The sequence below is a fragment of the Methylorubrum sp. B1-46 genome, from assembly GCF_021117295.1.
Lineage (GTDB): Bacteria > Pseudomonadota > Alphaproteobacteria > Rhizobiales > Beijerinckiaceae > Methylobacterium.
In genome coordinates, this window is record NZ_CP088247.1 from 4,075,773 (window position 1) to 4,097,998 (window position 22,226).

The 22,226-nt window shown below is 66.4% G+C and carries 16 protein-coding genes and 2 pseudogenes; 5 read left to right on the plus strand and 13 right to left on the minus strand.

The genetic code is table 11. The features are described from left to right. Window positions 1-178: 178 nt before the first annotated feature. The gene (locus tag LPC10_RS19040; protein ID WP_003596783.1) at window positions 179-925 is read right to left on the minus strand and encodes a hypothetical protein; all 747 of its coding nucleotides are present in this window, start codon (window positions 923-925) and stop codon (window positions 179-181) included. A gap of 147 nt (window positions 926-1,072) precedes the next feature. Then, a complete protein-coding gene (locus tag LPC10_RS19045; protein ID WP_003596784.1) occupies window positions 1,073-1,606 on the minus strand; it encodes a hypothetical protein in 534 nt (177 codons plus the stop codon). A 402-nt stretch (window positions 1,607-2,008) separates the two neighbouring features. Between LPC10_RS19045 and LPC10_RS19050 the strand changes: the two genes are divergently transcribed. Then, window positions 2,009-2,521, plus strand: a complete 513-nt coding sequence (locus tag LPC10_RS19050) for a hypothetical protein (RefSeq protein ID WP_003596786.1) — start codon at window positions 2,009-2,011, stop codon at window positions 2,519-2,521. Between the two features lie 965 nt (window positions 2,522-3,486). Here LPC10_RS19050 and LPC10_RS19055 read toward each other — a convergent pair. From LPC10_RS19055 to LPC10_RS19075, 5 genes are read right to left on the minus strand one after another with little or no spacing between them, the layout of a single operon-like run. Further along, window positions 3,487-4,767: an MFS transporter gene (locus LPC10_RS19055; RefSeq protein WP_003596788.1), complete on the minus strand. Its 1,281-nt coding sequence runs from the start codon at window positions 4,765-4,767 to the stop codon at window positions 3,487-3,489. Further along, on the minus strand, window positions 4,757-5,824 hold the full coding sequence (arsB, locus tag LPC10_RS19060) for an ACR3 family arsenite efflux transporter (protein ID WP_231343939.1): 1,068 nt from the start codon (window positions 5,822-5,824) through the stop codon (window positions 4,757-4,759). The genes LPC10_RS19055 and arsB overlap by 11 nt, the downstream gene beginning before the upstream one ends. A 7-nt stretch (window positions 5,825-5,831) precedes the next feature. Further along, entirely contained in the window at window positions 5,832-6,257 is a 426-nt protein-coding gene (gene arsC, locus LPC10_RS19065) for an arsenate reductase (glutaredoxin) (RefSeq protein ID WP_003596791.1), read from the minus strand. Continuing rightward, window positions 6,257-6,784 carry an arsenate reductase ArsC gene (locus tag LPC10_RS19070; RefSeq protein ID WP_003596792.1) on the minus strand — a complete coding sequence of 176 codons (528 nt, stop codon included), beginning with the start codon at window positions 6,782-6,784 and terminating at the stop codon, window positions 6,257-6,259. The genes arsC and LPC10_RS19070 overlap by 1 nt, the downstream gene beginning before the upstream one ends. Next, window positions 6,777-7,136, minus strand: coding sequence for a helix-turn-helix transcriptional regulator (locus tag LPC10_RS19075; protein WP_003596793.1), 360 nt, complete (start codon window positions 7,134-7,136; stop codon window positions 6,777-6,779). The genes LPC10_RS19070 and LPC10_RS19075 overlap by 8 nt, the downstream gene beginning before the upstream one ends. 50 nt (window positions 7,137-7,186) lie before the next feature. Here LPC10_RS19075 and arsH point away from each other — a divergent pair, with 50 nt between their 5' ends. The 3 genes from arsH (at window position 7,187) to LPC10_RS19090 (ending at window position 10,279) form a co-directional block, all read left to right on the plus strand. Then, window positions 7,187-7,933, plus strand: coding sequence for an arsenical resistance protein ArsH (gene arsH / locus LPC10_RS19080; RefSeq protein WP_017484361.1), 747 nt, complete (start codon window positions 7,187-7,189; stop codon window positions 7,931-7,933). Window positions 7,934-8,195: 262 nt separating this feature from the next. Continuing rightward, window positions 8,196-9,536 carry an anti-phage deoxyguanosine triphosphatase gene (locus LPC10_RS19085; RefSeq protein ID WP_003596795.1) on the plus strand — a complete coding sequence of 447 codons (1,341 nt, stop codon included), beginning with the start codon at window positions 8,196-8,198 and terminating at the stop codon, window positions 9,534-9,536. Between the two features lie 305 nt (window positions 9,537-9,841). Next, window positions 9,842-10,279, plus strand: a complete 438-nt coding sequence (locus LPC10_RS19090) for an EamA family transporter (protein ID WP_003596796.1) — start codon at window positions 9,842-9,844, stop codon at window positions 10,277-10,279. Between the two features lie 167 nt (window positions 10,280-10,446). On the opposite strand, the gene LPC10_RS19095 is transcribed toward LPC10_RS19090, so the two are convergent. After that, window positions 10,447-13,035 (minus strand): recombinase family protein, encoded by a 2,589-nt coding sequence (locus LPC10_RS19095; RefSeq protein ID WP_003596798.1) that lies wholly within the window; start codon window positions 13,033-13,035, stop codon window positions 10,447-10,449. Between the two features lie 1,706 nt (window positions 13,036-14,741). Between LPC10_RS19095 and LPC10_RS25560 the strand changes: the two genes are divergently transcribed. After that, on the plus strand, window positions 14,742-14,876 hold the full coding sequence (locus LPC10_RS25560; RefSeq protein WP_255538462.1) for a hypothetical protein: 135 nt from the start codon (window positions 14,742-14,744) through the stop codon (window positions 14,874-14,876). A 90-nt stretch (window positions 14,877-14,966) separates the two neighbouring features. Here the strand turns inward: LPC10_RS25560 and LPC10_RS19100 are convergent, their stop codons facing one another. From LPC10_RS19100 to LPC10_RS19120, 5 genes and pseudogenes are all read right to left on the minus strand, one after another. After that, window positions 14,967-15,215: a hypothetical protein gene (locus LPC10_RS19100; RefSeq protein WP_003596801.1), complete on the minus strand. Its 249-nt coding sequence runs from the start codon at window positions 15,213-15,215 to the stop codon at window positions 14,967-14,969. Between the two features lie 66 nt (window positions 15,216-15,281). Then, window positions 15,282-16,364: pseudogene (locus tag LPC10_RS19105) on the minus strand (IS630 family transposase). A gap of 2,029 nt (window positions 16,365-18,393) precedes the next feature. After that, a pseudogene (locus tag LPC10_RS19110) lies at window positions 18,394-18,873 on the minus strand (hypothetical protein); the annotation flags it as partial. Window positions 18,874-19,094: 221 nt separating this feature from the next. Continuing rightward, window positions 19,095-19,979, minus strand: coding sequence for a 3'-5' exonuclease (locus tag LPC10_RS19115; protein ID WP_231343940.1), 885 nt, complete (start codon window positions 19,977-19,979; stop codon window positions 19,095-19,097). Window positions 19,980-20,123: 144 nt separating this feature from the next. After that, on the minus strand, window positions 20,124-22,205 hold the full coding sequence (locus tag LPC10_RS19120) for an AAA family ATPase (RefSeq protein WP_003596813.1): 2,082 nt from the start codon (window positions 22,203-22,205) through the stop codon (window positions 20,124-20,126). Window positions 22,206-22,226: the final 21 nt, after the last annotated feature.

A 22,226-nucleotide genomic window follows, 5' to 3' on the forward strand; every position in this document is an offset into this window, starting at 1 on the left:
CGAAAGCTCCGCTCAGGCGGGGCTTTTTCGTTGGCGGTATGCGCCTCGAACGCACAAGGACCGCCGTACACCCACGCTGCGCTCCTTCCTGGCACACGTCACGGCCCGAGAGGCGAGAGCTTAAGCTTGGCGAGGGCCGGCCCTGCATCCGGGCGTCGGCGCCATCGGCCGACGCCGGCTAGGGCCGATCCGAGGCGGCACCCTGGCAGAACCGAACGAGGTCTGCAGGATCGACATCGTCGGATACGGCCCAGAACCAATCCAACAACTCGGGCAGCCACTGGCGACCGATGCAGCAGCGCGTGCGCCCGGGCCGACTCAGGTCGAGGCGCGACAGGGTGCCGGCCATGACCAAGCGCCGCTCTCGATGGACCAGGACGTGAAGTTCGGCACCGCTGCACGCGATCCGAACTCGGGTCTCCGGCGTGCCGACGACGAGGGCGATTTCATCGCCGCGCATCGAGTCCTTCGCTCCTAGGGAAGCGGTGCACTCGGCGAGGAACCGAACGAGCTTCGGGCCCGTGAGGCGGGCTTGGCGCGCCGGGAACCGTGCGACGAAGGGTGAGCGCTCGGAATGCGACCGGCGCGGCGGTACGAAGTTCCGCGGCGAGGTCTCGCCGGCGAACGCGCGCCATGGCGCAGCCAGTGCCTCCAGCACGGACAACCACTCTCCAACGAGGCAGTACCCGGTCGGCGGCGCCCCATCCCTCGCGGTCAAGGAGGCAACGAGCGTTCCCCGCACGATCAGGCGAAAGGCCCGCGCGCCCGCCGCGGTGACCAGGCCGCGGATGACCATGCCGGGAGCGATCTCGTGCTCGCTCATGGTTCCGTCGGCGGCCCGGCTGCGCGGCGGCGTCACGACCGAGAGCAGGGCGACGAGAGACAGGACGTGCAGGCGACGCGCGTCGCCGAACGAGGTGGTCATGTGCGCTCCGAGTCCATGTTTGCGTTGGATGGTCGAACGGGCGGTAGGCCGCGGGCTTGCCGGGTCTCGATCTCCGCCAGCGCCCTGCCTTCCTGCGCAGGGAGCCGATCTGCGAGGCGATGGATTCGCCTTGCCATGGGCGGGCGATCAGACCCGACCCGGCCCGGCGGGACCGGACCTGCCTTTGCTGCGGGGCCTCTTCGCCGACGGGCTGTAATGCGTCCCGTCGAAGTCGACCCAACCGGCCTTGCGAAGCCGCCGCATCGCGGCCAGGAGGGAATTGTCGCGCGCCTCGGTCCGCTCGCCCCCGTCCCAGTCCCTCAGCTGTCCGAGCAGCTCCCGGGATGTCAGGGGCTTGCCTGCGCGCTTGACGAGGTCGTACGCAGCGGCGCTCACCCCCTTGAGCGGGCGGGGGGACCTCTTGGGCCGAGGACCGGCTTGCGGTGCCGCGACCTCCTTGGCGCTTGGCGGCACCTGCTGCGCAGGCTCCGGGGATGGAGGCGGCGTGACAGCCTCGGCACCGCGCCCGATGGGCGCCGATGCCAGCCAGTTCGCCAAGGCAGGGGGCACGGCCGCCGTTCCGGACAGGAAGGCGTCGATGACGACGCGCTTGAGCACGGGTTCCGCGTGGAGCCGCCAGTATTCCTCAGCCCGCTCCGCCGCCCAATCCGAGTCGCCCATGGTGCCGCACCTCCGTTGCGCCACACTAACCTCCGACGGTTACACGTCCACATGGATATCTAAGCGGGGTTAGAGGCGACGCGATTTATCCACAGGGAGTTTCGCGTCACGGCGGAGGGATGGCCACGGCGGATTGCAGAGATCCTGGTGGACGTGGGTCGGCCGCCGACGTGGGGAAGGCGACAACGTACCCGACCGCTCCCGCGCTCGGCGACGGAACAGGCGCCCAGGTCGCGGACCAGGTCGCCGCCTGGGCGGCGGCGGTGAAGGGGCAAGGCGCCTTTCCAGCCGGACCTCGTCCTGGCCGGGGCGACCCGAAGCAGCTTCGGACGCGGCCTTGCCTTGACCGCTCCGTAGCGAGCTGAATCCATTGGCTCACCGTACGCAGTCCCATGGTCCGCGATGTTCCGCCCGTCCTCGATCTTCTTCGCAAACCGCAAGGTGCACGCCCTGCGCGCGCAACTCGCCAATGTCCGGCAGCCTATCGCCGAGGCGACCGCTCGACAGGTCGTCGCGCTGGCGTGGGGGTGGCAGTCCTGGAGCGAGTTGCTTTCGGCGCTTGAAACGCCCGGCACGCCCACGCCGCTCGACGAGGAACTCGTCGGCCCGGATGCCCGGGCCGGGGCCATGAGCCTCATCAACACGCGTATCGTGGGACAGCGCAGCAAGAGTTCAAGCTGCGCTCTCCAGACCGTCGTCGGCCTGCCGCCGCCAGTTTGCCTATCGCTGAGCGCCTTCCTGCGCCTGACCGGACGTCATCCCGTCGGCACTTGGCTGACACCTGAAGCATACCGTGAATTGTACGAAGCATCCGTCGCGCCGAGGCCGGATTGGGCCCTGGATCTCCTGGACCATAAGCGACGGTCGCGGGAGGTGCCGCAGCGGTTTCCGCTTCCGCCGGATCGACCACGCTGATCGAAGGACTCCGACGTACAGGTCACGTCGCCCGGGGGGGCAGCGGTTTCGGGCGGATCGGTCACGACTTGGATCAGGTGACCGGGCCATCGCCAGCCTTCCCCGAGCCGCGGATCGTGGCAAGCTGCCGAGATGGCCGGCCGGTCTGCCGGGTTCCGCTCGCGACCGACCGTATGGGCACGGCTCATGCGCTGCTAGACCCGTATCGACGCCTCGCTGGCTTGAGACCTGCGCATGCGTCGCCGACGAGGACGACGGCATCATCAGCGAAGCCAATATCGCGCGTGAGCGGCGGCGTCGCTGGGTGCCCTCGGCCTGTCGCTGATCGGCTGCGGACAGGAGACGGGCGCTGGCGGGCCGGCCGTGCGGGCGGATGACCGAAGTCGCGGTGTTCCACGTCGTGTGCATGGACGTGCGTCGCGCCCGCGGGGCGATGGCCCACGAGGGCGCTCGGGATCACACGGATGCTGCGCACTGGCTAATTCCAGTAAGCGCTCGGCCGCGGTGCTCCGATTGCTGCGGTTAGCAGACTTGAACACCACTCTAGCGACAAGGCGGCGGCAGCCATGCATGGCACGAAACTGCCGAGATGCCGTTCTTCGTTTCGGTTTCCGGGCCCGGGCGTAGGAGGCCAGTTATCTACTACAGGATCCTGAGGACACGTAACCACCCAAAATCAAAAAAATCGCGCATGTACAGATAGATATCGCAGAGAGCAGACATTTGGGCGACCGGCCTCCGCTGGCTCCCAAGCGGAGGCTCGGGAGCCAGCGGAGACCAGTCGCCCAATTTAGAGATGTCTGCCACAAATTGTTGAAAGATCAATGACATCGGGTGCTTTGCGCGGCCGCCAGAGGCCGACGTGGACGGGCCACTGCCGCCTGGATGTGGTGCCGAACCGGCCACCTTATGATGCTCAACCCGGTATTCCGGTGCCGGGCACCATTGTTCTGCACTGAAGCAACCTAGAGCGAAGAAGGGGGGCCGTTTCGAAGGCGGCCTTTCGGCTTGGCTGCTGACGCGAAGCACCTGTTCTTCGAAACCGCCTCGGCCTCGCCAGGGATGCCGACCGCTTCCGGTCGTGTGCCCCACAAGGCGCCTGCCAAACCGACGTTCGCGAGCGCGAGCACCGCCAGAAGGGCATAGGCCAAATCGGGGCCGCCGTAGGTGAGGACCGTGGCCCCCAGCGACGGAGCAAGAGCCTGGGCGATCAGGCTCGGCCGGGCGAGCCGCCCCGCCAGAACCGGGTAGCGTTCCGACCCGAACAGGGCGAGCGGCACCGTGCCTCTCGCGATCGAGTAGATCCCGTTGCCGGCACCGTAGAGCACCAAGGCGATGCCGACCGCAGGAATGCCCAATGCCAGGATTGCCAGCCCGAACGCCACGAGGGCCATGGCCACGTTTAGCGTCCAGAGCGGGTGGTGCCGCCCCTTATTGGCCATCTCGACAACGCGGGCTCCGACCTGGGACGGCCCGATCAGGGCGCCGTAGGATACGGCGGCGGCAAAGGCCACGCCGCGTGCCTGCAGCAAGGTAATCAGGTGGACCGAGATCAACGTCATCACGGTGCCGCCGAAAACCAGCACGCCGGCCATCAGCGCGAAGGCGCGCCGTTCCCGCGAGGTGAGCGGCGCCTCGCCAAGGTGTTTTACGTCCCCGCCGTTAGCCAAGGCAGGCGCCTCAGGGATCAGACCGAGCACCAGGGGAAGCGTGACGAAGAGGTGCAGCCCGGCATAGGCAAGACATGTCGAGCGCCAGCCGACCTGCTCGACGAGAAGGGCCGAGAGCGGCCAGCAGACGGTGCTGGCGAACCCACCCCATAGGGTCAGGGTGGTGATGGCCGGGCGCGCCTCGTCGCCGTAGAGCCGGCCGAGGGTGGCGAAGGCCGGGTCGTAGAGGCCGCAGCCCATCCCGAGCCCAATGACCAGCCAGCCGGACAGGAACACCGGAAGGTTCGGTGCCAGGCCGATCACCAAGTGGCCACCCGCTAGCAGCAAGGCCGCAGATACAAGGACCGGCCGACCCCCGTGCCGGTGGATGGCGATCCCGACCCGGGGCGAGGCGATTGCCGCGACCAGCAGGCCGACGGACAGCCCCCCGACCACCCAGGCGAGCGGCCAACCCGTGTCGGCGGCGATGGGCCCCGCGAGCACCGCCGGCAAGTAGAAGGACGAGCCCCAGGCGAGGATCTCCACCACGCCCAGGGCCGAGATGACGACGAGGCGGTTGTGGACCTCAGACCTCACGGGAGGCAGGCTTCAGCGCCGCTGCCTTGCCGGCCGCTCCACGCTCGTACCAGCCCTGCGAGCGGTTCACGATCCATACGACGGAAAGCATGACCGGGACCTCGATGAGGACGCCGACCACGGTGGCCAGCGCCGCGCCCGAGTTGAAGCCGAACAGGCTGATCGCGGCCGCCACCGCGAGCTCGAAGAAGTTCGAGGCGCCAATCAGTGCCGAGGGCCCGGCCACGCAGTGCTGCTCGCCCGCGGCGCGGTTCAGGATGTAGGCCAGTCCCGAGTTCAGGTAGACCTGGATGAGGATAGGTACCGCCAGCAGTCCGATCACCGCGGGCTGCGCCAGGATCTGCTCGCCCTGGAAGCCGAACAGCAGCACCAGGGTCGCGAGGAGCGCCACGAGCGAGGCCGGCCCGAGCTTGGCGAGCGACCGGTCGAGCGCCGGCTGCCCGCCCGAGGCGAGGAGGGCGCGGCGCACGACCTGGGCGATGATCACCGGAACGACGATGTAGAGCACCACCGACAGCACCAGCGTGCCCCAGGGCACGGTGATGGCCGACAGGCCGAGCAGCAGGCCGACGAGGGGCGCGAAGGCCACCACCATGATGGTGTCGTTGAGCGCCACCTGGCTCAAAGTGAAGTGCGGCTCGCCGCGGGTCAGGTTCGACCAGACGAACACCATCGCCGTGCACGGCGCCGCCGCCAGGATGATGAGCCCGGCAATGTAGCTATCGACCTGGTCGGCAGGCAGGTAGGGCCGGAACAGGTAGCCGATAAACAGCCAACCGAGCGCCGCCATCGAGAAGGGCTTCACGGCCCAGTTGATGAACAGCGTCACGCCGATGCCGCGCCAGTGCCGCCCGACGTGGCGCAGCGAGGCGAAGTCGATCTTGAGCAGCATGGGGATGACCATGAGCCAGATCAGGACGGCGACCGGCAGGTTCACCTTGGCGACCTCAGCGTCGCCGACGGCGTGGAAGAAGCCGGGCATGACGTGGCCGAGGGCGATGCCGGCCACGATGCAGAGGGCGACCCAGAGGGTCAGGTAGCGTTCGAAGGTGCTCATGGTGTCCTCAAGCGGTGGCGACGCGGCGGCCGCGCTCGTCGACCACGCGCTCGCCGTCCTCCTTCACGAACTCCCCCTGCTGGGCGGGGAGGAGGTCCAGCACCGCCTCGGATGGGCGGCACAGGCGCACACCCTTGGGGCTGACGACCAGCGGGCGGTTGAGCAGGACGGGGTGCGCCTCGACCGCGTCGAGGAGTTGCTCGTCGGTCAGCGCCGGGTCGGCGAGGCCGAGCTCGGCGTAGGGCGTGCCCTTCTCGCGCAGGACATCCCGGACCGAGAGGCCCGCGCGGGCGAGCATCTGCTTGAGGAGCGCCCGGTTCGGTGGCGTCTTCAGGTACTCGACCACGTGCGGCTCGATGCCGGCGTTGCGGATCATCGCCAGGGTGTTGCGGGACGTGCCGCAGGCGGGGTTGTGGTAGATGACGACGTCCATCACGCGACCTCCGGGCGGGCCGAGGTCGCGCCGGCCATCTGGCCGATCTCGCGGACCTTCGACGACAGGGCGACCTGGTCGAGGCTGCCGAGCGGCAGGGCGACGAAGGCCGCGATCCGATTCTTGAGGTAGCGCTGGGCGGTGACGAAGGCGCGCTTGCGCTCCATCTCCGAGCCCTCCGCCGCGGCGGGGTCCTCGATGCCCCAGTGGGCCGTCACCGGCTGGCCCGGCCAGTACGGGCACGTCTCGCCGGCGGCGTTGTCACAGACGGTGAAGACGAAATCCATGACGGGGACTTCGGGACCGGCGAACTCGTCCCACGACTTCGAGCGCAGGCCCTCCGTCGGGTAGTCGCTTTCCCGCAGGACCTGCAGCGCCAGCGAGTGCGGCTCGCCCTTCGGTCGGCTGCCGGCCGAGAAGGCGCGGAAGCGCCCGCCGCCCTCCTTTTTGAGCATGGCCTCGGCCAGGATCGAGCGGGCCGAGTTGCCGGTGCAGAGGAACAGGACGTTGTAGACTGGCTCAGGCATGGAGGGTGTCCCCGGTGGTGCAGTCGCAGGCGGCGAGCGCGGCGACGGCCGGGGCGCACACCTCGGGGTGGCCCTGGCAGCAGTCACGCATGAGGAACTGGACGAGGTCGGACAGGCCGGCGTAGGCGGCGCTGTAGATGACCGACTTGCCCTCGCGCCGGGAGGTGATCAGCCCGGCGTGCGAGAGCTCCTTCAGGTGGAAGGACAGGTTGTTGCCGGCGACGTTCACCGTCTCGGCGAGGACGCCCGCGGCGAGGCCGCCCGGACCGGCGGTGACCAGGGCGCGCACGACCCGGAGCCTATGCTCCTGGCCGAGGGCGGCGAAGGCGGCGAGGGCTTGCCGTTCGTCCATCGAATGACCTACATATCAACTATCGTTGAAACATAGAGGAGTTAAGCGCCTTGGACAAGCCCCAGCAGCCGTTCGCCGACGGGGTGCCGAACCTCTCCGAGGCGCATTTCGAGGTGCCGACCGAGGAACGGATGGCGCCGCCGACGCCGCTCGACCATGCGCCTCGATTCCTCGTCCTCTACGGGTCGCTCCGGGATCGGTCCTTCAGCCGGTTCCTGGCCTACGAGGCGGCACGGCTGCTGGAGGCGATGGGCGGGGAGGTCCGCATATTCCACGCGGACGGGCTACCGCTGCCCGACGACGCGCCCGTCGAACATCCGAAGGTGCAGGAACTCCGGCAGCTCTCGATCTGGTCGGAGGGGCAGGTCTGGGTCAGCCCGGAGCGGCACGGCAACATGACCGGGGTGATGAAGGCCCAGGTCGACTGGCTGCCGCTGAGCGAGGGCTCGGTGCGCCCGACGCAGGGGCGGACGCTTGCGGTGATGCAGGTCTCGGGCGGATCGCAGAGTTTCAATGCGGTCAACAGCCTGCGGGTGCTGGGGCGCTGGATGCGGATGATCACCATCCCGAACCAGTCGTCGGTGCCGATGGCCTACAAGGAGTTCGATGACGCCGGCCGAATGAAGCCCGGGCCGCTCTACGACCGGGTGGTGGACGTCTGCGAGGAGCTGATGAAGTTCACTCTCCTGATGCGTGGACGGGCCGACTACCTCGTCGACCGCTACTCCGAGCGTAAGGAGCGCGAGCCCGAGCGCCTCAAGGGCGTCGCCGCCGACATCGGGTTCGTGCAGCGGTAGACGGACCGTTCCCCCGTGGAGCGAGCCTCGGTCCCGGCCTGCGGATTGCGCTGTCAGCCTCCCTTACGGGCGTAGCGGCCCTTGTCCCGCGGCTCGAAACACCGACGGTGGAAGACCCGCACATCCAACTGCCAAGGCTCCTAAGAGGACGGAGGCGCCGTGTGCAAGGAACCGCGGCGGCATCGACGCTTTCCGTTGGTACCCAGCGCAGCCGAGAGGTACCGGCTGCCTGGATCGAGTTTAGCCGCGAAAGTGATTGCATATGGATTGGTACGACCGCCGCGAACCATGGCAGGCCCAGGCCGACGACGCCCGCGATGGGGCCGCCACCGATTACAGCCGGGTCATCCACTCCGCGTCGTTCCGGCGTTTGCAGGGCAAGACGCAAATCCTGAACCTCGGCGACAGCGACTTCTACCGGACGAGGCTCACCCATTCGCTTGAGGTCGCGCAGATCGCCGGCGGGATCGCGCGGCGGTTCGAGAAGGTTTATGCCGACCATTCCGCCCGGCAATACATCCCGGACCTCAGCATGATCCAGGCCGTGGGCATGACCCACGACCTCGGCCACCCCCCGTTCGGCCACGGCGGCGAGGTCGCCCTGAATTTCTGCATGCGCGGTGCCGGCGGTTTCGAGGGCAACGGCCAGACCCTGCGCATCCTGTCCAGGCTGGAAAAGTTCTCCAAGGCCGCCGGCGCGAACCTGATGCGGCGCACCCTGCTCGGGGTTCTGAAGTATCCCGTGCCCTTCAGCCTCGCGATGAACGCGGACATCCGCCCCGCCCTCCACGTCGGCCCGGAGTCGATCCGGATCATCGACCGCGAGGCCTCCAAGCCGCCCAAGTGCTACCTGGATTGCGAGCAAGACGTCGTCGACTGGATCCTCGCCCCACTCAGCGAAAAGGACCGCAACGCCTTCACCGAGGCCCGCGATCAAGAGGGCAAGCACCGCAAGCCCCTCCACAAGTCGTTCGATTGCAGCATCATGGACGTCGCCGACGACATCGGCTTCGGCATCCATGACCTGGAGGATGCCCTCGCCCTTGGCCTGGTAACGCAGGTGGATTTCGAAGCGCACGTGACCGAGGAGAAGAGCTCAAGTTTCCTCAACAGTCTCAAGGAGAAATACCCGGAGGAGTTCGGCAACAACGTCTATGAGGGATTCCTTGATCGGCTGTTCGGTGCCGGCGATACCCGGAAGAGGTGCATCGGCCGGATGGTCCATCACCTGATCACGAACTGCGTGATCGAGACCAGGGAGGAGTTCGACGAGCCCCTCGTTCGATATCGGGCTGCCATCGAAGCCGGAGCGAACACCTTCCTGGAAGCGCTGAAGGAACTGGTCCGGGAGGTCGTCATTCGCAGCCCGGGGGTCCAGCACCTCGAATTCAAGGGTCAGGGTATGGTCGTCGCGGTGTTCGAGGCCCTCGCCTCGGAGCCGAAGTCGTTCCTGCCGCGGTCGACCTACGAGGCGTACGAAAAGGCGCCTGACGGTCGGCGCGTAATCTGCGACCACGTGGCCGGCATGACCGACGCCTTCCTCATGCGCACTTACGAGCGCTTGTTCAGCCCGAGGATGGGTTCCGTGTTCGACCGCCTCTGACCGACCCGCCGCCCGGTTTAAGCGAGCAACCCGTGATTCCTTCCTGCTCCCGGCCCACGTCAACCCCAGATGCGTGAGGGCCTCACCGATGCCGAAGGGGCGGGCAGACCGGGACGACCTCCCTTCCGGCGCCGGCGGAATGCTGAGGCGGCAGCCTCGCCCCGCTCCATCTTGCCGGGGCGCGGCAGCGCTACGGCGCCGTGGATCATCGGCATCCGCATAAGACCGTCGAACAGCGTTGCATGTTGCTCGGTTCGGCGGCTGCTCGTCACGACCCCTTTCGTTTCCGACTTTCGGAGATGCCCATGAAAGCCGTGCTGGCCTCCTGGCAGTTCTGGGCGTTGTTCTCGGCGGCATTTGCCGCGCTGACGGCGATCTTTGCCAAGATCGGGATAGAGAACATCAACTCGGACTTCGCCACCTTCATCCGTACGGTGGTGATCCTGTGCGTCCTCGGCGCGCTTTTGGCCGGCACGGGCCAATGGCAACCACTCGATTCAGTTTCGGGACGAACATACCTGTTTCTTGTCCTATCGGGGCTCGCCACCGGTGGATCGTGGCTCTGTTACTTCCGCGCCCTGAAGCTCGGGGATGCCGCCCGCGTGGCGCCCATCGACAAGTTGAGCGTCGTCCTGGTGGCGGTCTTCGCGACCATCTTCCTCGGAGAACGCCTGACCGTCCCCAACTGGTTGGGCGTCGGTCTGATAGCGGCCGGCACGATCCTGGTCGCCTACAGGAGCTGAAGGCTGGCCGCGTGCCCTTTCGCCCGGAGGCGTACGCAGGATAGCGCCCGGGACGCCGCGACCAGCACGGGCGTTGGCCGATCGCCATCGAGCACTCTCTGCATTCGTTCCTGCGCCCAACGTCCAGACCCTTGACGCTCGCCGTCCAAGAACACGGCTGGCGGCGCCTAGGCCGCGTCCCTCTTCCGCCCGGCAGGCGACTTGCGTCGGCGCGCTCGATGGACGGCCGGGGCCACGCCGCCGTTCCTGGCGTAGCGCGAGCGCCTGGGTGACGGGCCCTGCCACTGCGCCGAACCCCGGAGCATATTGGCCAAGCGCCCGACATCCAAGTCATCGAGAAGCTCAGGGAAGCGCAGCGCCCATAGCTCCAGCAACCGGTCCCAACTTCCGCTGCGGACCAGCCGGCGCACGGAATTCGTGAGGTTCCGTTCGTCACCGAACCGCTCCGGCATCCTGCGCCATGAGAGGCCGGTCCGCAGCGCCAGGATCACCGCCTCCAGAAGCAGCCGGCCGGGAATGCCCGGGGTGCCCTTGAACGAGATCTCGATGGACGAATGCAACAGCGGCTTCGAGGCCAGCCATTGCTCGTCGGTGAGCGCATCCTGGCCATTCAGGGCGTGGAAGCGTGCGGCCGGCCCCCTGCGCTTGCGCCAATCATCACCGCCAACCTTCCAGCGCGCCCGCGCGGCCTCGACCGGACCGAGGTCCAGTCCGGCCACGAAGGAAGGGTCCGCCTCGCGAAGGAGGTCAATCAGGATCTGGTCCCCTGCGGCATAGACGAACCGCGAGAGTGCACGCCGCATCTCCAGCGCGTCGCCGAACGCCGCCGACAGCAAAGGCAGGCCCGTCCGGAGCCGGAGCAGGAGGGCGTCGACCAGAGCCCGCGTCGGGATGTGGCGCGAGTCATTCCTGTGGCCCGTGACGTCCGGGAGGTGCTTGGCGACGAGGGCCCAACGCGCGTCGTCGATCCGATAACCTCCGGTTGCCATAAGCCGCTGGGCGTCTTCGCGAAGGCGGACATGGCGTCCCATCGGCTGCTCGACATCGACATGGATCACGTCCAAGCTAACACCGGGCGAGCCGCAGCTCCCGTCCTCCTGTAGGAACGCCAAGAAGTCCAGGTGGATGGCCAGGCCCAAGGTCCCCGCCGGCCGGCCATCCCGTATGACCACCACCCGCTGGACGAGGCGGGCAAGGGCGGCGGAGACCTTCGCCTCCGCCTCCGTCAAGGCCCTGAATGGCACCCGCTCGATAAGGTGATCCAACGTGGCGGAAAGTGTTCGAAGCCTCTCACCGGCTTCGTCCACCTCGGGCAGTTCGGCGAGGCCCGCCGAACGGGCCTGAAGGTCTGCGAGCTCCCCCGTCAGCCGGCTCCTCTCCTCGGACAACAGGTCGGATGGATAGGTCGATTCAAGCTCCTTGACGAGCGCCCGGCGAAGCTGTTCGCGGGTGACCGCAATCTTACGCGCAACATCCGCACGGGCGGCGCGGCGGGCGGCGGAGGCCTCACGTAGCGAGCGGTCGACGGCAGCCGCGAAATCCTCCTCGCCGACGAAGGACCGCAGCTTGCCGCAAACGGCGGTGAGGACGGCGCGCTCCACGGTCTCGTGCATAACGGAGTGACGCCTCGCCGGGCAGCAGCCCCCGTCCGACCAGACGTTGCAGGTTAGCTGTCGACCACCCAAGGTGAACCGCTGGCCTTCGACCCCGGCGCAGTCGCACGTCGCCTTTCCGGCCAAGAAGTGGCTGTGCTCGAACTTCTGCTTCCCCCGGGGGCGTCGCTTCTCGTTGACAGCGAAAAACAGATCGTCTGGCACAATTCGAAGGTGATCGAAGTAGTTGCGCGTCATCTCGCTCGGATGCCGACGCTGGACGGTGACCTTCCCCGATTTGCGGTCGAACGTATTCAAGGTAAATGGATAGTACCATCTACCCGTATAGGCCAACTGGCCCAAAACGTTCGCAACGGTCGATTTCGTCCATCTGCAATCCTTCGTCGGTCCTGCAACCCCGCGTTCCTTCATGATCCGGCCGATGCTTCGGTAGGAAATTCCCGCGGCTGCCATTTCAAAGATTGAAAATATGGTCTTCTCTTCCTCGGGGTGACGCACGAGGAAGCCCCTTTCTTCGCCGTACCGATATCCGAAGAACGCACCGGAATGGGCGCCGCCCTGGGCAGCGTGCTGGAACCTGCCCATGCCCATGATCAGGGTGCGACGGTCCCGATCCGCCTCGGCCTTGAGTGCCGCTTCGATGACCTCCTTCTTGTTCAGTGCCTTGAAGTCGCCGGCGCTATGAAATTCCACGCCAAGCTCATTCAATTCCTCGCATACTTCGACCGCATCGTAAGTTTCGCGGGACCACCGGTCAAAGTCCTCAACCATGATGACTTTTATCTTGCCAGACCGACAGTCTTCGAGCAAACGCTGCAGGCTTTCACGATCACGCATTGATCGGGCACTTCGAGCAGGGTCGTCATACAGCACGTAAATCGCGTAACCAAGCTTCCTCATGTAAGCGGTTACAACCTTGACCTGACGCTCGATGCTCATCTCCTTCTGCTTATTAGACGAGTAGCGAGCGTAGAGGCCCACGGGCACAAGCTTGTCCGGTGGGCCGAAGCCGTCACGGCGTTCGACATCCAGGTTCCGTCGAAGGGCCAACCGGTCCAGAGGGCACAATGCCGTCGTATCGACCACCTGCCGCAGATCCACGGCGCCAGGCATCAGGTCGGTCGTCCGTTCACCGTGGGCCATCGCAACGCCGCTCCATGCGAAGAGAAGGGAGAATTGCTTGCCTGAGGACGCGATAGCCGGGACGTGCGCGGGTTCGCTTTACGTCCATCTCGGTGCGCCGGATGGCTTTCCTTTGACTCCGCCCGAGACCGTCACGTTCTCCTCGACGCACCTGGCCGGGTCGCAAGCGGTCATCCTTCCAGGCATCCCGGTAGCGACCGGCGTTCGAATCCATGCCGCGCGACGCCACGTACGCTTCGGCTCGCTCCCGCCGACAAGCGACTTCGGGCGCTTGGCCGTGATTTTCGTCTCTCCCGTCCACGGGGCCGGGTCTCCGCTGCACCATCGCGACGTGAATTTCGCATCCTGGCCGGAGCATTTCGCGTCACGGCGACATCTAATTCCAGGTCGCCCGCGTACAAGTCCCGACCGGCAACTTTCCTATTCTGTCCGCGCGCGACCAGCCTTTGGGCGTCCGACCGTTCGGCGGCCATCCCCACCAAGCCCTCGAACAATGCGTCTAAGACCGTGAGCGGCCGTCCTGAACTGGACGATTCGCCCCGAAACCTCTGGATGCCGAACGACATCGTTCGCTCCCCCTGTTCCATTGAAATTACCCCTGGATCGCGCATGGCGGCTGGCGTACGAGAAACGCGCGTCGGCCGCCCCTTCTGGGACGGCCGCGCCGCATCGACGAAACGTGGGTGAAGTCTCTAATTATACCGCAGGTATATACAACTGCAATACCGGAGGCCGATCCGGAACTCGTCGCCATGTGCGGCGACCGACGGGACGAAAGGGCATCGCGGCCGCACGCGGTGCCGAAGGTAGCCTGTCCAGTTGCAAGAGACCGTTTCCGTTCTCAATGAACCTCAAAGGTCGATGCGGAAGCGGTATGGCGCGTTACGACGCCGCGGAACCGCCACCTGACTTGCGATATCCGCGAGCGCCACCTCCGACCTTGTCGTCCCAGTCCCCGTTGCGAATGCTCCGTCGGTACGGGCAGGTGTCCAGGGCGTCGGCTTCGGTCCGTACCAAGCAGCCCGTGAAGGGCATTCACGACGTTTGCCGGGCGGCTAGGCTCGGAGCAATCGGCCTGCTCCTGAGGAGCAAAAGCACAGCCGCTGACCGAGATGACGTGGGAACCGATGGCCCCCAGGGCCATCCCGGAGAGCACTGACCCTATGCCTGTCGTCGGTGCTGCCGGGCCGTTGCCGAATTCCCCTTACCGAAGTTCCCGCAATCCACAGGTCGACACGACCATCCTGGTCCGGCGCGGCGAGGGTGATGGTCAAGCAGGCGGATCGGCGGTAGAATATACTGGCGATATAAATACGACGCTGGTGCCGCCAAGTGCCGATAGGGTTTGGCTGCCCCTGCGCCAGTGGTCGGACGGTATCGCGACGTCGAAGTCCCCCGGGCGGTAGGCTGCCCCGCCCTGCAGATCAACCGCACCGACCGCGAGCACATGGCCGCGACCGGTGTCAGACGATTTACGACTCCGGTTCCCCAGACACGAAGCGCACTCTAGCAACGGGAGTGAGACGATGAGGCACGCGAGTCCGCGCGACGTTGAGCAGGATAAGGCTCCGTCAAGCTCAACCGGAAGGGCCACACGCCGGCGCCTTCCGCCGACCAGGGAACGGTTGGGCAGGCTGAGGGCGGTATCAGATCGCGTCGTCGAATCCACCGAATACGATGAGGAGACCCAAGGAGCCTTCGTCGAGGTGATGGGTCCCGAACTGCTCGACGTCGCGTTCGACGAACTCGGGGACCTCGCCTTGGTCCGAGGCGAGCTATCGGACAGCTTGCGGCTGCATGTTTCGGCCCTGCAGCGTCTCGACGAGGAGGACCTTTGGTGACGCAGGGCCGAAGCTGCGCCAATCCTTCCTGAGGTCCAGGTGAGTTTAGCCCGCCGGCGCTCTCGGGAGGCGCCGGACACTTCGCCAACCCTACCCGGCGCGCGTCCGCTTGCCCAGCGCGCCGTCCCAGCCTGGGAGGCGCGCATAGGCGTCCTTGCCAACCCTCTGGAAGTATCGCTCGTATTCGACGCTGATCTCGATCTTCTTGCGCGGCATCCCCTCGGATAGCGCTTCCTTGACCAAGCGGCCGCCCTTCAGCGTCGTCATTCGCAGCCGAACCATGATGTCCGCAACCGACATGCTGCCTTGCGCAGGCAGGATCTCGTAGGCTTCGTGCATCACGCGATCCCAGAACTCCTCAGAACGCACGTGGTCCAAGCGCCGGCTAATACCAATCGGCATGGTTCATAACCGATAGGCCCATTCGCGCAGTCCGAGCGACATGATCATCCAAGGCTGTGCGACGAGCTTGTTCCAAGCCTCGCAGCATTGATCGAGGATGTCCTCGTAGGAGTCGAAGATCCGGTCGCCGAGCCAGTTCTCGCGCAGGAACTGCCAGACATTCTCGACCGGGTTGAGTTCGGGCGCATGAGACGGCAGCGTCAGCAAGGTGAAGTTGTCGGGGACGACGAGGTCGGCGGCGACGTGCCAGCCGGCGCCGTCGAGGATTTGGACGGCGTGCGCGCCGGGATCGACGGCGCGGCTGATTTCGGCCAGATGCGCGTTCATGGCCGGTGTGGCGCAGCGGGGCAGGACGAGACCGGCGTCCTTGCCCTTCTCGGGACAGATCGCCCCGAAGATGTAGGCGGACGCCGTGCGCTGATCCTTGGGCGCCGTGGGCCGGCTGCCCTTGCGCGCCCACCGGCGCGGGACCGTGTTCTTCTGACCGACGCGGGCTCTCATCCTGAGGCTCTCGAAGGACGTCCTGCCACCAGAGTTCGAGCGGCGTGTCGACTGGCAGTTGGGCGCGGATCGCGCTCACGCGGGCGGGGAGGTTTTTTTAAACGCCGTCAGCGCCGCCGGGTCCTGCTGATGATGGCGCGGACGGGCCGACAGCTTGGCATAGCCCATCCGCTTCACCTCCCGTCCGACACTGCTCTCGTCGAGGCTGACGCCGAAGCGCGCGAACAGCCAAGCCGCCAAGTCCTTCAGCCGCCAGCGCACCACGCCGTCCCGTTGCAGGTCCGGCCCTTCCTCGATGGCAACCGCGAGCGCCTGCCGCTGGGCCGCGTCGAGCTTGAACCGCGGGCCGGGCTTCTTGCGCTCGATCAGGCCGTCCGGCCCGGCCGCGTTGAAGGCCAGCACCCAGTCGCGCACCGTCTGCAGGCCGACCGCGCCGATCCGCGAGGCCTGCGTCCGGCTCCCACCCTCGTAGATCGCGGCCAGCGCGAGAAGCCGCCGGCTCTGACCGGCATCGCGGCTCTTCCGCGCCAGACGTCGCAGGGTATCCGCATCGAAATCCTCGCGCAGATCCACGGCCTTCGACATGGCAAACCTCCTAGCTTGCCACATCGAATCACATCCGCCGCTTCCGCGTAAACCCGCGAGTCCTCACCCGTACCGATTGGTATTATGGGTACGCTGATTGTGCAGCAGAGATGCGGGACAATTTAAGCGCAGCAATTCCTGGTTGCCTCGCTCGTCGCCGGCTTTGCGCCGAAAACGGCCGTTTGCGGATCATTTTGGAACGAGACTTCGACTTTTCCGTCCCGTCGAGCGTTACGTGCCTGTAGGAAATGCGCACCCGCCGCCGCTCGCTGTTCACATCGTCTTCGGCGGCGGTCGTTGAACCTGCCAAGGTCGCCACACGAAATCGATCCCCGTAATTGCGGAGTTTATTCCATGACACGTACGTCTAAATTCAGAGCCTCACTCATCGCTGGCTTTGCTGCGCTCGCACTAGGCTTTGGCTTGGCAACAATCCCCGAACCGGCAGCCGCCCAAGGCCATGGCTACGGTCATTCCCGCGGTCATGGTGGCGGCTACGGCGGTCACGGTGGCGGCGGTCGGCACGGCTATGGCGGCGGACATCGCAGATCGTACAGTGGGCACGGCGGCGGTCGGCGACATGGCTATTCCGGTGGGCACGGACGCTCGGGTGGCGGCGGTCATCACAGGGGTGGTGGCCACTAGGGACACAAACTAGAAGCTTGATCCCGCAAAGATTGTCTTGAGCCCAAGCATTAGGCGAGGTTGGCGGGACTCAGTCATCGGATGACGGCAAATAGTTCGTTACTCAGAATAATTCTCCGACGTAACGAAATCCGATCCGGAAGCAAAGCACAGCCATGTTTTTTCTTCCAAATCCGAGCACAGGAGAATGATGTCGTGATGAAAAAGTCAGCAAGAGCAATGATCGCTGCGGCCTTTGCCGTATCTCCAACAGCAGTCTTCGCTCAGCATATCGATGTCAATCCGGGCGGGGTTCGGGTGGAAGGCGATAGCCACGGACGACGCGTTGTCGAAGAGCGTAGCGAGGGCGGCCATCATGAACCTCGCAGAGAGCACCACGAAGAGCGTCGAGAGGGACACCATGGCGATGCCCCGCGGGAACGTCACTGACGCCTTGAGATAAAAAGAGCTGTGAATAAGCGACGGGTGGCCATTACAGGTCGCCCCTCGTCTACATTTCAACGATATTGTCTAGGCCGACTAGCACAGATCAATTCAGTTGCTTCTGAAGCTGACGTACAAACAAGGGGAATTTACAGCTTAGCTGTGGCTATAAAATATATTTTTATTACTGTATAACTCTTCACCTTATTTGCTTTCTTCGAAGTCATGTGATGGAACGCTCCTGCCAAGCGCGCGGGCGAGGTGGGATGAAAACACCATTCAGCAGAGCCTGCCGGATCGCACCCGTGCGTTCAGGCGTTGGGCAAGGCAGAGGGCCTTGACCCGCTCAAACGAGTCTTCGGGAAGGGACGCGCAACGCAAAGGAGAAATAGTTATGGCTCGTCTTGGTAGGGTGAAGACGGCACTGAGTGTCGGCCTTCTGACGGTCACGCTCGTCATCAGCCTCGTGGCCATTCCGAGTGCGGCCCAGGCTGAAGGCCATCATGGCGGCTATGGCGGAGGACATGGGTTTTATGGCGGCCATGGCGGAGGCCACAGGTACTATGGCGGCCACGGTCGCACTTATGGGTATGGTGGTTTTGGCTATGGGCGCCGCTACTATAGCGGTCGCGGCTACCGCAGAGGACACGGACATTACGGCCATAGGCGGGGTTACTACGGGGTCCCCGTTGCAGCTGGATTGATCGGTGGCTTGGCGCTCGATGGGCTCGTGGCGCACAGCCCATACTACGGCCACTACGGTTGTGGTTACGCTCCGAGCTTTGATTACCACTACGGTTACTGAGCACGGTCGAGTGTGCCTGCTATACTATTATTTGTCGTCGGGGCCGGATGCTCAACGGTAGATCCGGTTTCGGCTCAGTCTGATATCGATTTTGCGATCTAGTTGCGTCATCATCTGCGAGGCGACTTCTCATAGTCTTCATTTGTTCGTCGTCAGTGTCGCCCGGCTGAGCTCGACCGCAATGCTCAAGGCTTCGGTTGTCTGAAGCTGGGTTTGCGCGGTGATCACGTCTGAGCGAGCAGCGACACAGGCAGCGTACTGGTTCTGAGTGATCACGAGGCTGCTGTCGCCGTTCCCGTCCAGGACCAGCATCACGCCGAGGTCCCTGGCGCTCGCGGCACGGTCGAACAGGATCATCTGCCGTGCCTTCGGGCTCGCTTCCGCGGTCTCGGGCGCGCGCAGGTTGTCGACGACGGCCCGCAGCGAAAGGTCGATGATCTCGACGTTGCGGGCGATGTCGCGTTCGATGACCTGCATGAGGTTCCTGGAGGTCTGCTCGGCCTTGTCCCAGGCATCGCGACGAAGATCGAGGAGCATCGACGCCGACACGATCAGCACGCCGATAGGTGCCAGGACCCCGAGCGCCACCCAAGCGCGGCTATATTCAAGTGGTCGCGAAAGGCGCGGCAGGGTCATCGGCTGTTCCCCCCTGGGCTTGCTGGCCGTTGCCCGATCCTTCGCACGCCAGCCATTACGGTCGATTTACCCCGATGGCTTTCGACGCCTTCGACTCACTCGTGGCTAACGCCCGGTTTTATCGCGGTCTCACGCCGGACCGGCGGATCCGGGCGCGGGACCTGCGTCCCGCCGCCCGCTCATGGGGCATCCCGAGGATTGGCTACTCCGCGACCCGGCCCTCAGGCCCCAAGCGAGCTCCGTCGAGCTCCGTGACAGGTGTCCGGACCAGCCACCACCGCACCCGACCCGGTCGTTCGACCCACATGCATCGGCGCGCGCGATCCAGTCCGTCGCCATTCCTGCGCGAAGGCCGCCAAGTGCGGGCGGGCCGGCCCCTCCGCATCGAGGTAGCGCAGGAATCCCTCCACGGCTGCATCGTGGCCCGCGGCATCCGTCCTGCCCGTCAGATGCGCCCAGCGCATGAAGATGACGTAGAGGTTCGCCACGTCGGTCTCGCAGTAGTCCCGCACCCGACCGAGTTCGTCGCGCGCGACCAATTCGGCGACGCAGGACCCGTGCTCGCCCATCTTGCCCGGTGCGCCGACCGCCGCCGCAGCCTCCTCCAGGGTGAGACGCGAGGCCGCCCCGAAGGCTGAGATCGCATCCATGAGGTCGAGGTGCCAGTCCTGGGCGTAGCGCTGCCCGTAATTGGCCCAGCGCGTTCCGCGAAGAAACCATGCGGGGGCCGCGAGACCGTGCATCAACGAGCGGGCGAGGACCACCGGCATGTCGAACGCCCTGCCGTTCCAGGTGACGAGCCTGTAGCGTCCCCCCTCGAAAAGCCGCCAGAAGGCGCGCAGCAGACGTGCCTCGTCCCATCCCGGTTCGCCGCCGCTGCGGCAGGACCGCAACTCGTAGGTCTCGACCCCCGTGCCCGGCTCCCGACCGACCCCCGCCTCGATCACCGAGATGGCGACGACCTGATGCCACATGGCCTTTGGAAACCGGTCGGCCGGCCAATCCGCGGGCGTTAGGATCGGGTCCGGAACGGTCTCGATGTCGAGCATCATCAACGTGTCCGGGCTGCCCTCGTCGAAGTCGCGGCGGCGCAAGGGATGTCGCATGGTGTCAGGGCGCGGCTCCGCCCCGGGTGAGGCGGCGTCGAACAACGTCCGTTCCGCGAGCGGGCGACGGGCGGGTGAGCGCGACGCGGACGGGTCCCGGCATGCAATCGGTCGGCGTACGAAGGACGTCATGGCCTCTCCACTTCAGATGTCGTGCGTGCGGTGGGCACCGCGGCCCGGACCGGCGCGGCGTCGGGGGGAGGCGGCCTTTCCCGAGAACAACGCCCGAATGGCCGCGTCGTCGAGGTAGGCCGTGCGGAACAGGGCCTCCGCGATCCGTTCGAGGGCGAGGCGCTCGGTCCGCATGAGGTCGCACGCGCGCTCGTAGGCCAGCCGGAGCCGCTCAAGGACCGGGCGCATCAGCCAGGGCATCCGGGCCAGGTCGATGTCCTGGGCGGGGGCCAGGGACAGCAGCGGGAAATCGGCCGAGAACCCCCACGACGCCTCCATCGCCGCGGCGCATCGGGTCGCCTCGGCGAGATCCGAGACCGCGCCGGCGGAGACGTCGCCCAGGAGCACCTCCTCGGCCGCGCGGCCCGACAGGATCATCACCAGGGACCGTTCGAAGTCGCCCTCGGTCAGGGCTCCGTAGGCATCGACGAGCGCATGCTCGGTCAGGCCGCCGGTCGGGGCGATGGTTAGCGTCACCGGTCCGCTCGCGCCGCTGGCCAGGAGCGCGACCGCATGCCCGGCCTCGTGGACGGCGCAGCGCATCCGGAGCCCATCCCCGAGCGCCGGCGTCCCATCCGAGGAGCCTGCCAGGATGTCGTCCACCGTGAGGGTGCGGCCGGCCCGTCGCGCGCTGCCACGCGCCCGCCGCACCAGCGCCTCGACGTCGGCACCCGTCATGCCCCGCAGCAGCGGGACCACCGGCGCAAGGTCGAGGTCATCGGCGTCGGTCCCGAGATACTGGACCAGCATGCCGGTCAGCGCGTCGAGACCGGGAAGCTCGATCCGAAAGTGCCGTTCAAGCCGCCCCGAGCGCAAGATCGCAGGATCGATCCTCGAAGGATGGTTGGTCGTGCCGACGACGACGACCCCTTCGCGGCCGACGGCGCCGTCGAGGTGTTCCAGGAGGGCGTTGACGACCTGGCTGGAGTAATCGCGATGATGTTCTGAGAAAGTATTCCTATCTCCAAAGGAATCGAGCTCGTCGATCAGGACCACGCAAGGCGACCGCCGCGCTTCCTCGAAGAACTGCCGCATGGCGCCCAGGGTATGGCCAAGATGTCCGTCACGGGAGCCCTGCCACTGCGCGAGGGAGCCCGGATGAAGCGGTAGGTTCGCGCTTCGGGCCAGGGCCGCCGCGAACCGTGTTTTGCCCGTGCCGGGCGGCCCGCTGACGAGGGCGGCCGATTCACAGGCGGCGAACGGGATGATCCCCTCGTGCCACGACCGTAGGTCCGCCACCAGGCCGAGCCCCCAATCCCGGGCGGCTCCGAGACCGAGCGAGTCCTCAAGGCGGGGCGCGTTCGCGGTGCGCTGCCTCTCTCGCAGGCGCGAACGCCCGAGGCGCTCCAGGGCCTCGGATGCCCCGCGACCCGGGCGGATACCGAGCCGAAGGTCGGCGGCGGCCCGGACCGCCACGCAGTCCCCGAGCGCGGCGAGGGGCGGAACCTCGCCGGTCACCGCCTCGATCACCAGGCTCAGCACCTCGGCGTCGAGCGGAGCGACGAGAACCTCCCGGTCGACGGCGCGCAGGAAGTCGCGCGGCAGCGTCCTGGCGGGATCCGACGCGACGCCGATGAGCGGGACGCCGGCGACCACGGCCGCGCCGACGGTTTCGTTGCCGCGGTCGGGCCTATGCTCGCGCGAGGCCCCGTCACGCGCGAACACGACGACCTCCCGCCGGCTGCGGTCGTTCCAGGCCCCGCGCCCGCCCTCGCCATCCCGAACCCTCCATCCCAGTCCGAGGAGGCAGGGTCCCACGACGCACCGCATCGGCTCCACCCAATCCGGAGAGGATACGCGCACCAGTAGGACGGGGAAGCCGTCATCGGCCGCGGGAGGTCCTGCCGGAGCGAACGCGCGCCCCAGCATGACCGCGGCGGCCACGACGTCGGCGGCCAGCCGGGGCATGAGTGATGCCTCCCGCCGGCCGAGCGCGAGCGCGTCGAGCTCGGCTTCGTCCAGGCACCATGATGGATCCGGGCTCGCGGCTTCCTTCCGCAACGCCTCGACGAAGGCGCGCGCCATCGCGCAGGCCGCCTCGTTCGGTTCGGGCATGGCATCCTCCGGCTTCGCACG

Bases quoted from the DNA above. Each gene is read 5' to 3' on its own strand.
- LPC10_RS19040 (WP_003596783.1), bottom strand. From the start codon at position 925: ATGACCACCTCGTTCGGCGACGCGCGTCGCCTGCACGTCCTGTCTCTC.
- LPC10_RS19045 (WP_003596784.1), bottom strand. From the start codon at position 1,606: ATGGGCGACTCGGATTGGGCGGCGGAGCGGGCTGAGGAATACTGGCGG.
- LPC10_RS19050 (WP_003596786.1), top strand. From the start codon at position 2,009: ATGTTCCGCCCGTCCTCGATCTTCTTCGCAAACCGCAAGGTGCACGCC.
- arsB (WP_231343939.1), bottom strand. From the start codon at position 5,824: ATGAGCACCTTCGAACGCTACCTGACCCTCTGGGTCGCCCTCTGCATC.
- arsC (WP_003596791.1), bottom strand. From the start codon at position 6,257: ATGGACGTCGTCATCTACCACAACCCCGCCTGCGGCACGTCCCGCAAC.
- LPC10_RS19070 (WP_003596792.1), bottom strand. From the start codon at position 6,784: ATGCCTGAGCCAGTCTACAACGTCCTGTTCCTCTGCACCGGCAACTCG.
- LPC10_RS19075 (WP_003596793.1), bottom strand. From the start codon at position 7,136: ATGGACGAACGGCAAGCCCTCGCCGCCTTCGCCGCCCTCGGCCAGGAG.
- LPC10_RS19085 (WP_003596795.1), top strand. From the start codon at position 8,196: ATGGATTGGTACGACCGCCGCGAACCATGGCAGGCCCAGGCCGACGAC.
- LPC10_RS19090 (WP_003596796.1), top strand. From the start codon at position 9,842: ATGAAAGCCGTGCTGGCCTCCTGGCAGTTCTGGGCGTTGTTCTCGGCG.
- LPC10_RS19095 (WP_003596798.1), bottom strand. From the start codon at position 13,035: ATGGCCCACGGTGAACGGACGACCGACCTGATGCCTGGCGCCGTGGAT.
- LPC10_RS19100 (WP_003596801.1), bottom strand. From the start codon at position 15,215: ATGCACGAAGCCTACGAGATCCTGCCTGCGCAAGGCAGCATGTCGGTT.
- LPC10_RS19115 (WP_231343940.1), bottom strand. From the start codon at position 19,979: ATGCGACATCCCTTGCGCCGCCGCGACTTCGACGAGGGCAGCCCGGAC.
- LPC10_RS19120 (WP_003596813.1), bottom strand. From the start codon at position 22,205: ATGCCCGAACCGAACGAGGCGGCCTGCGCGATGGCGCGCGCCTTCGTC.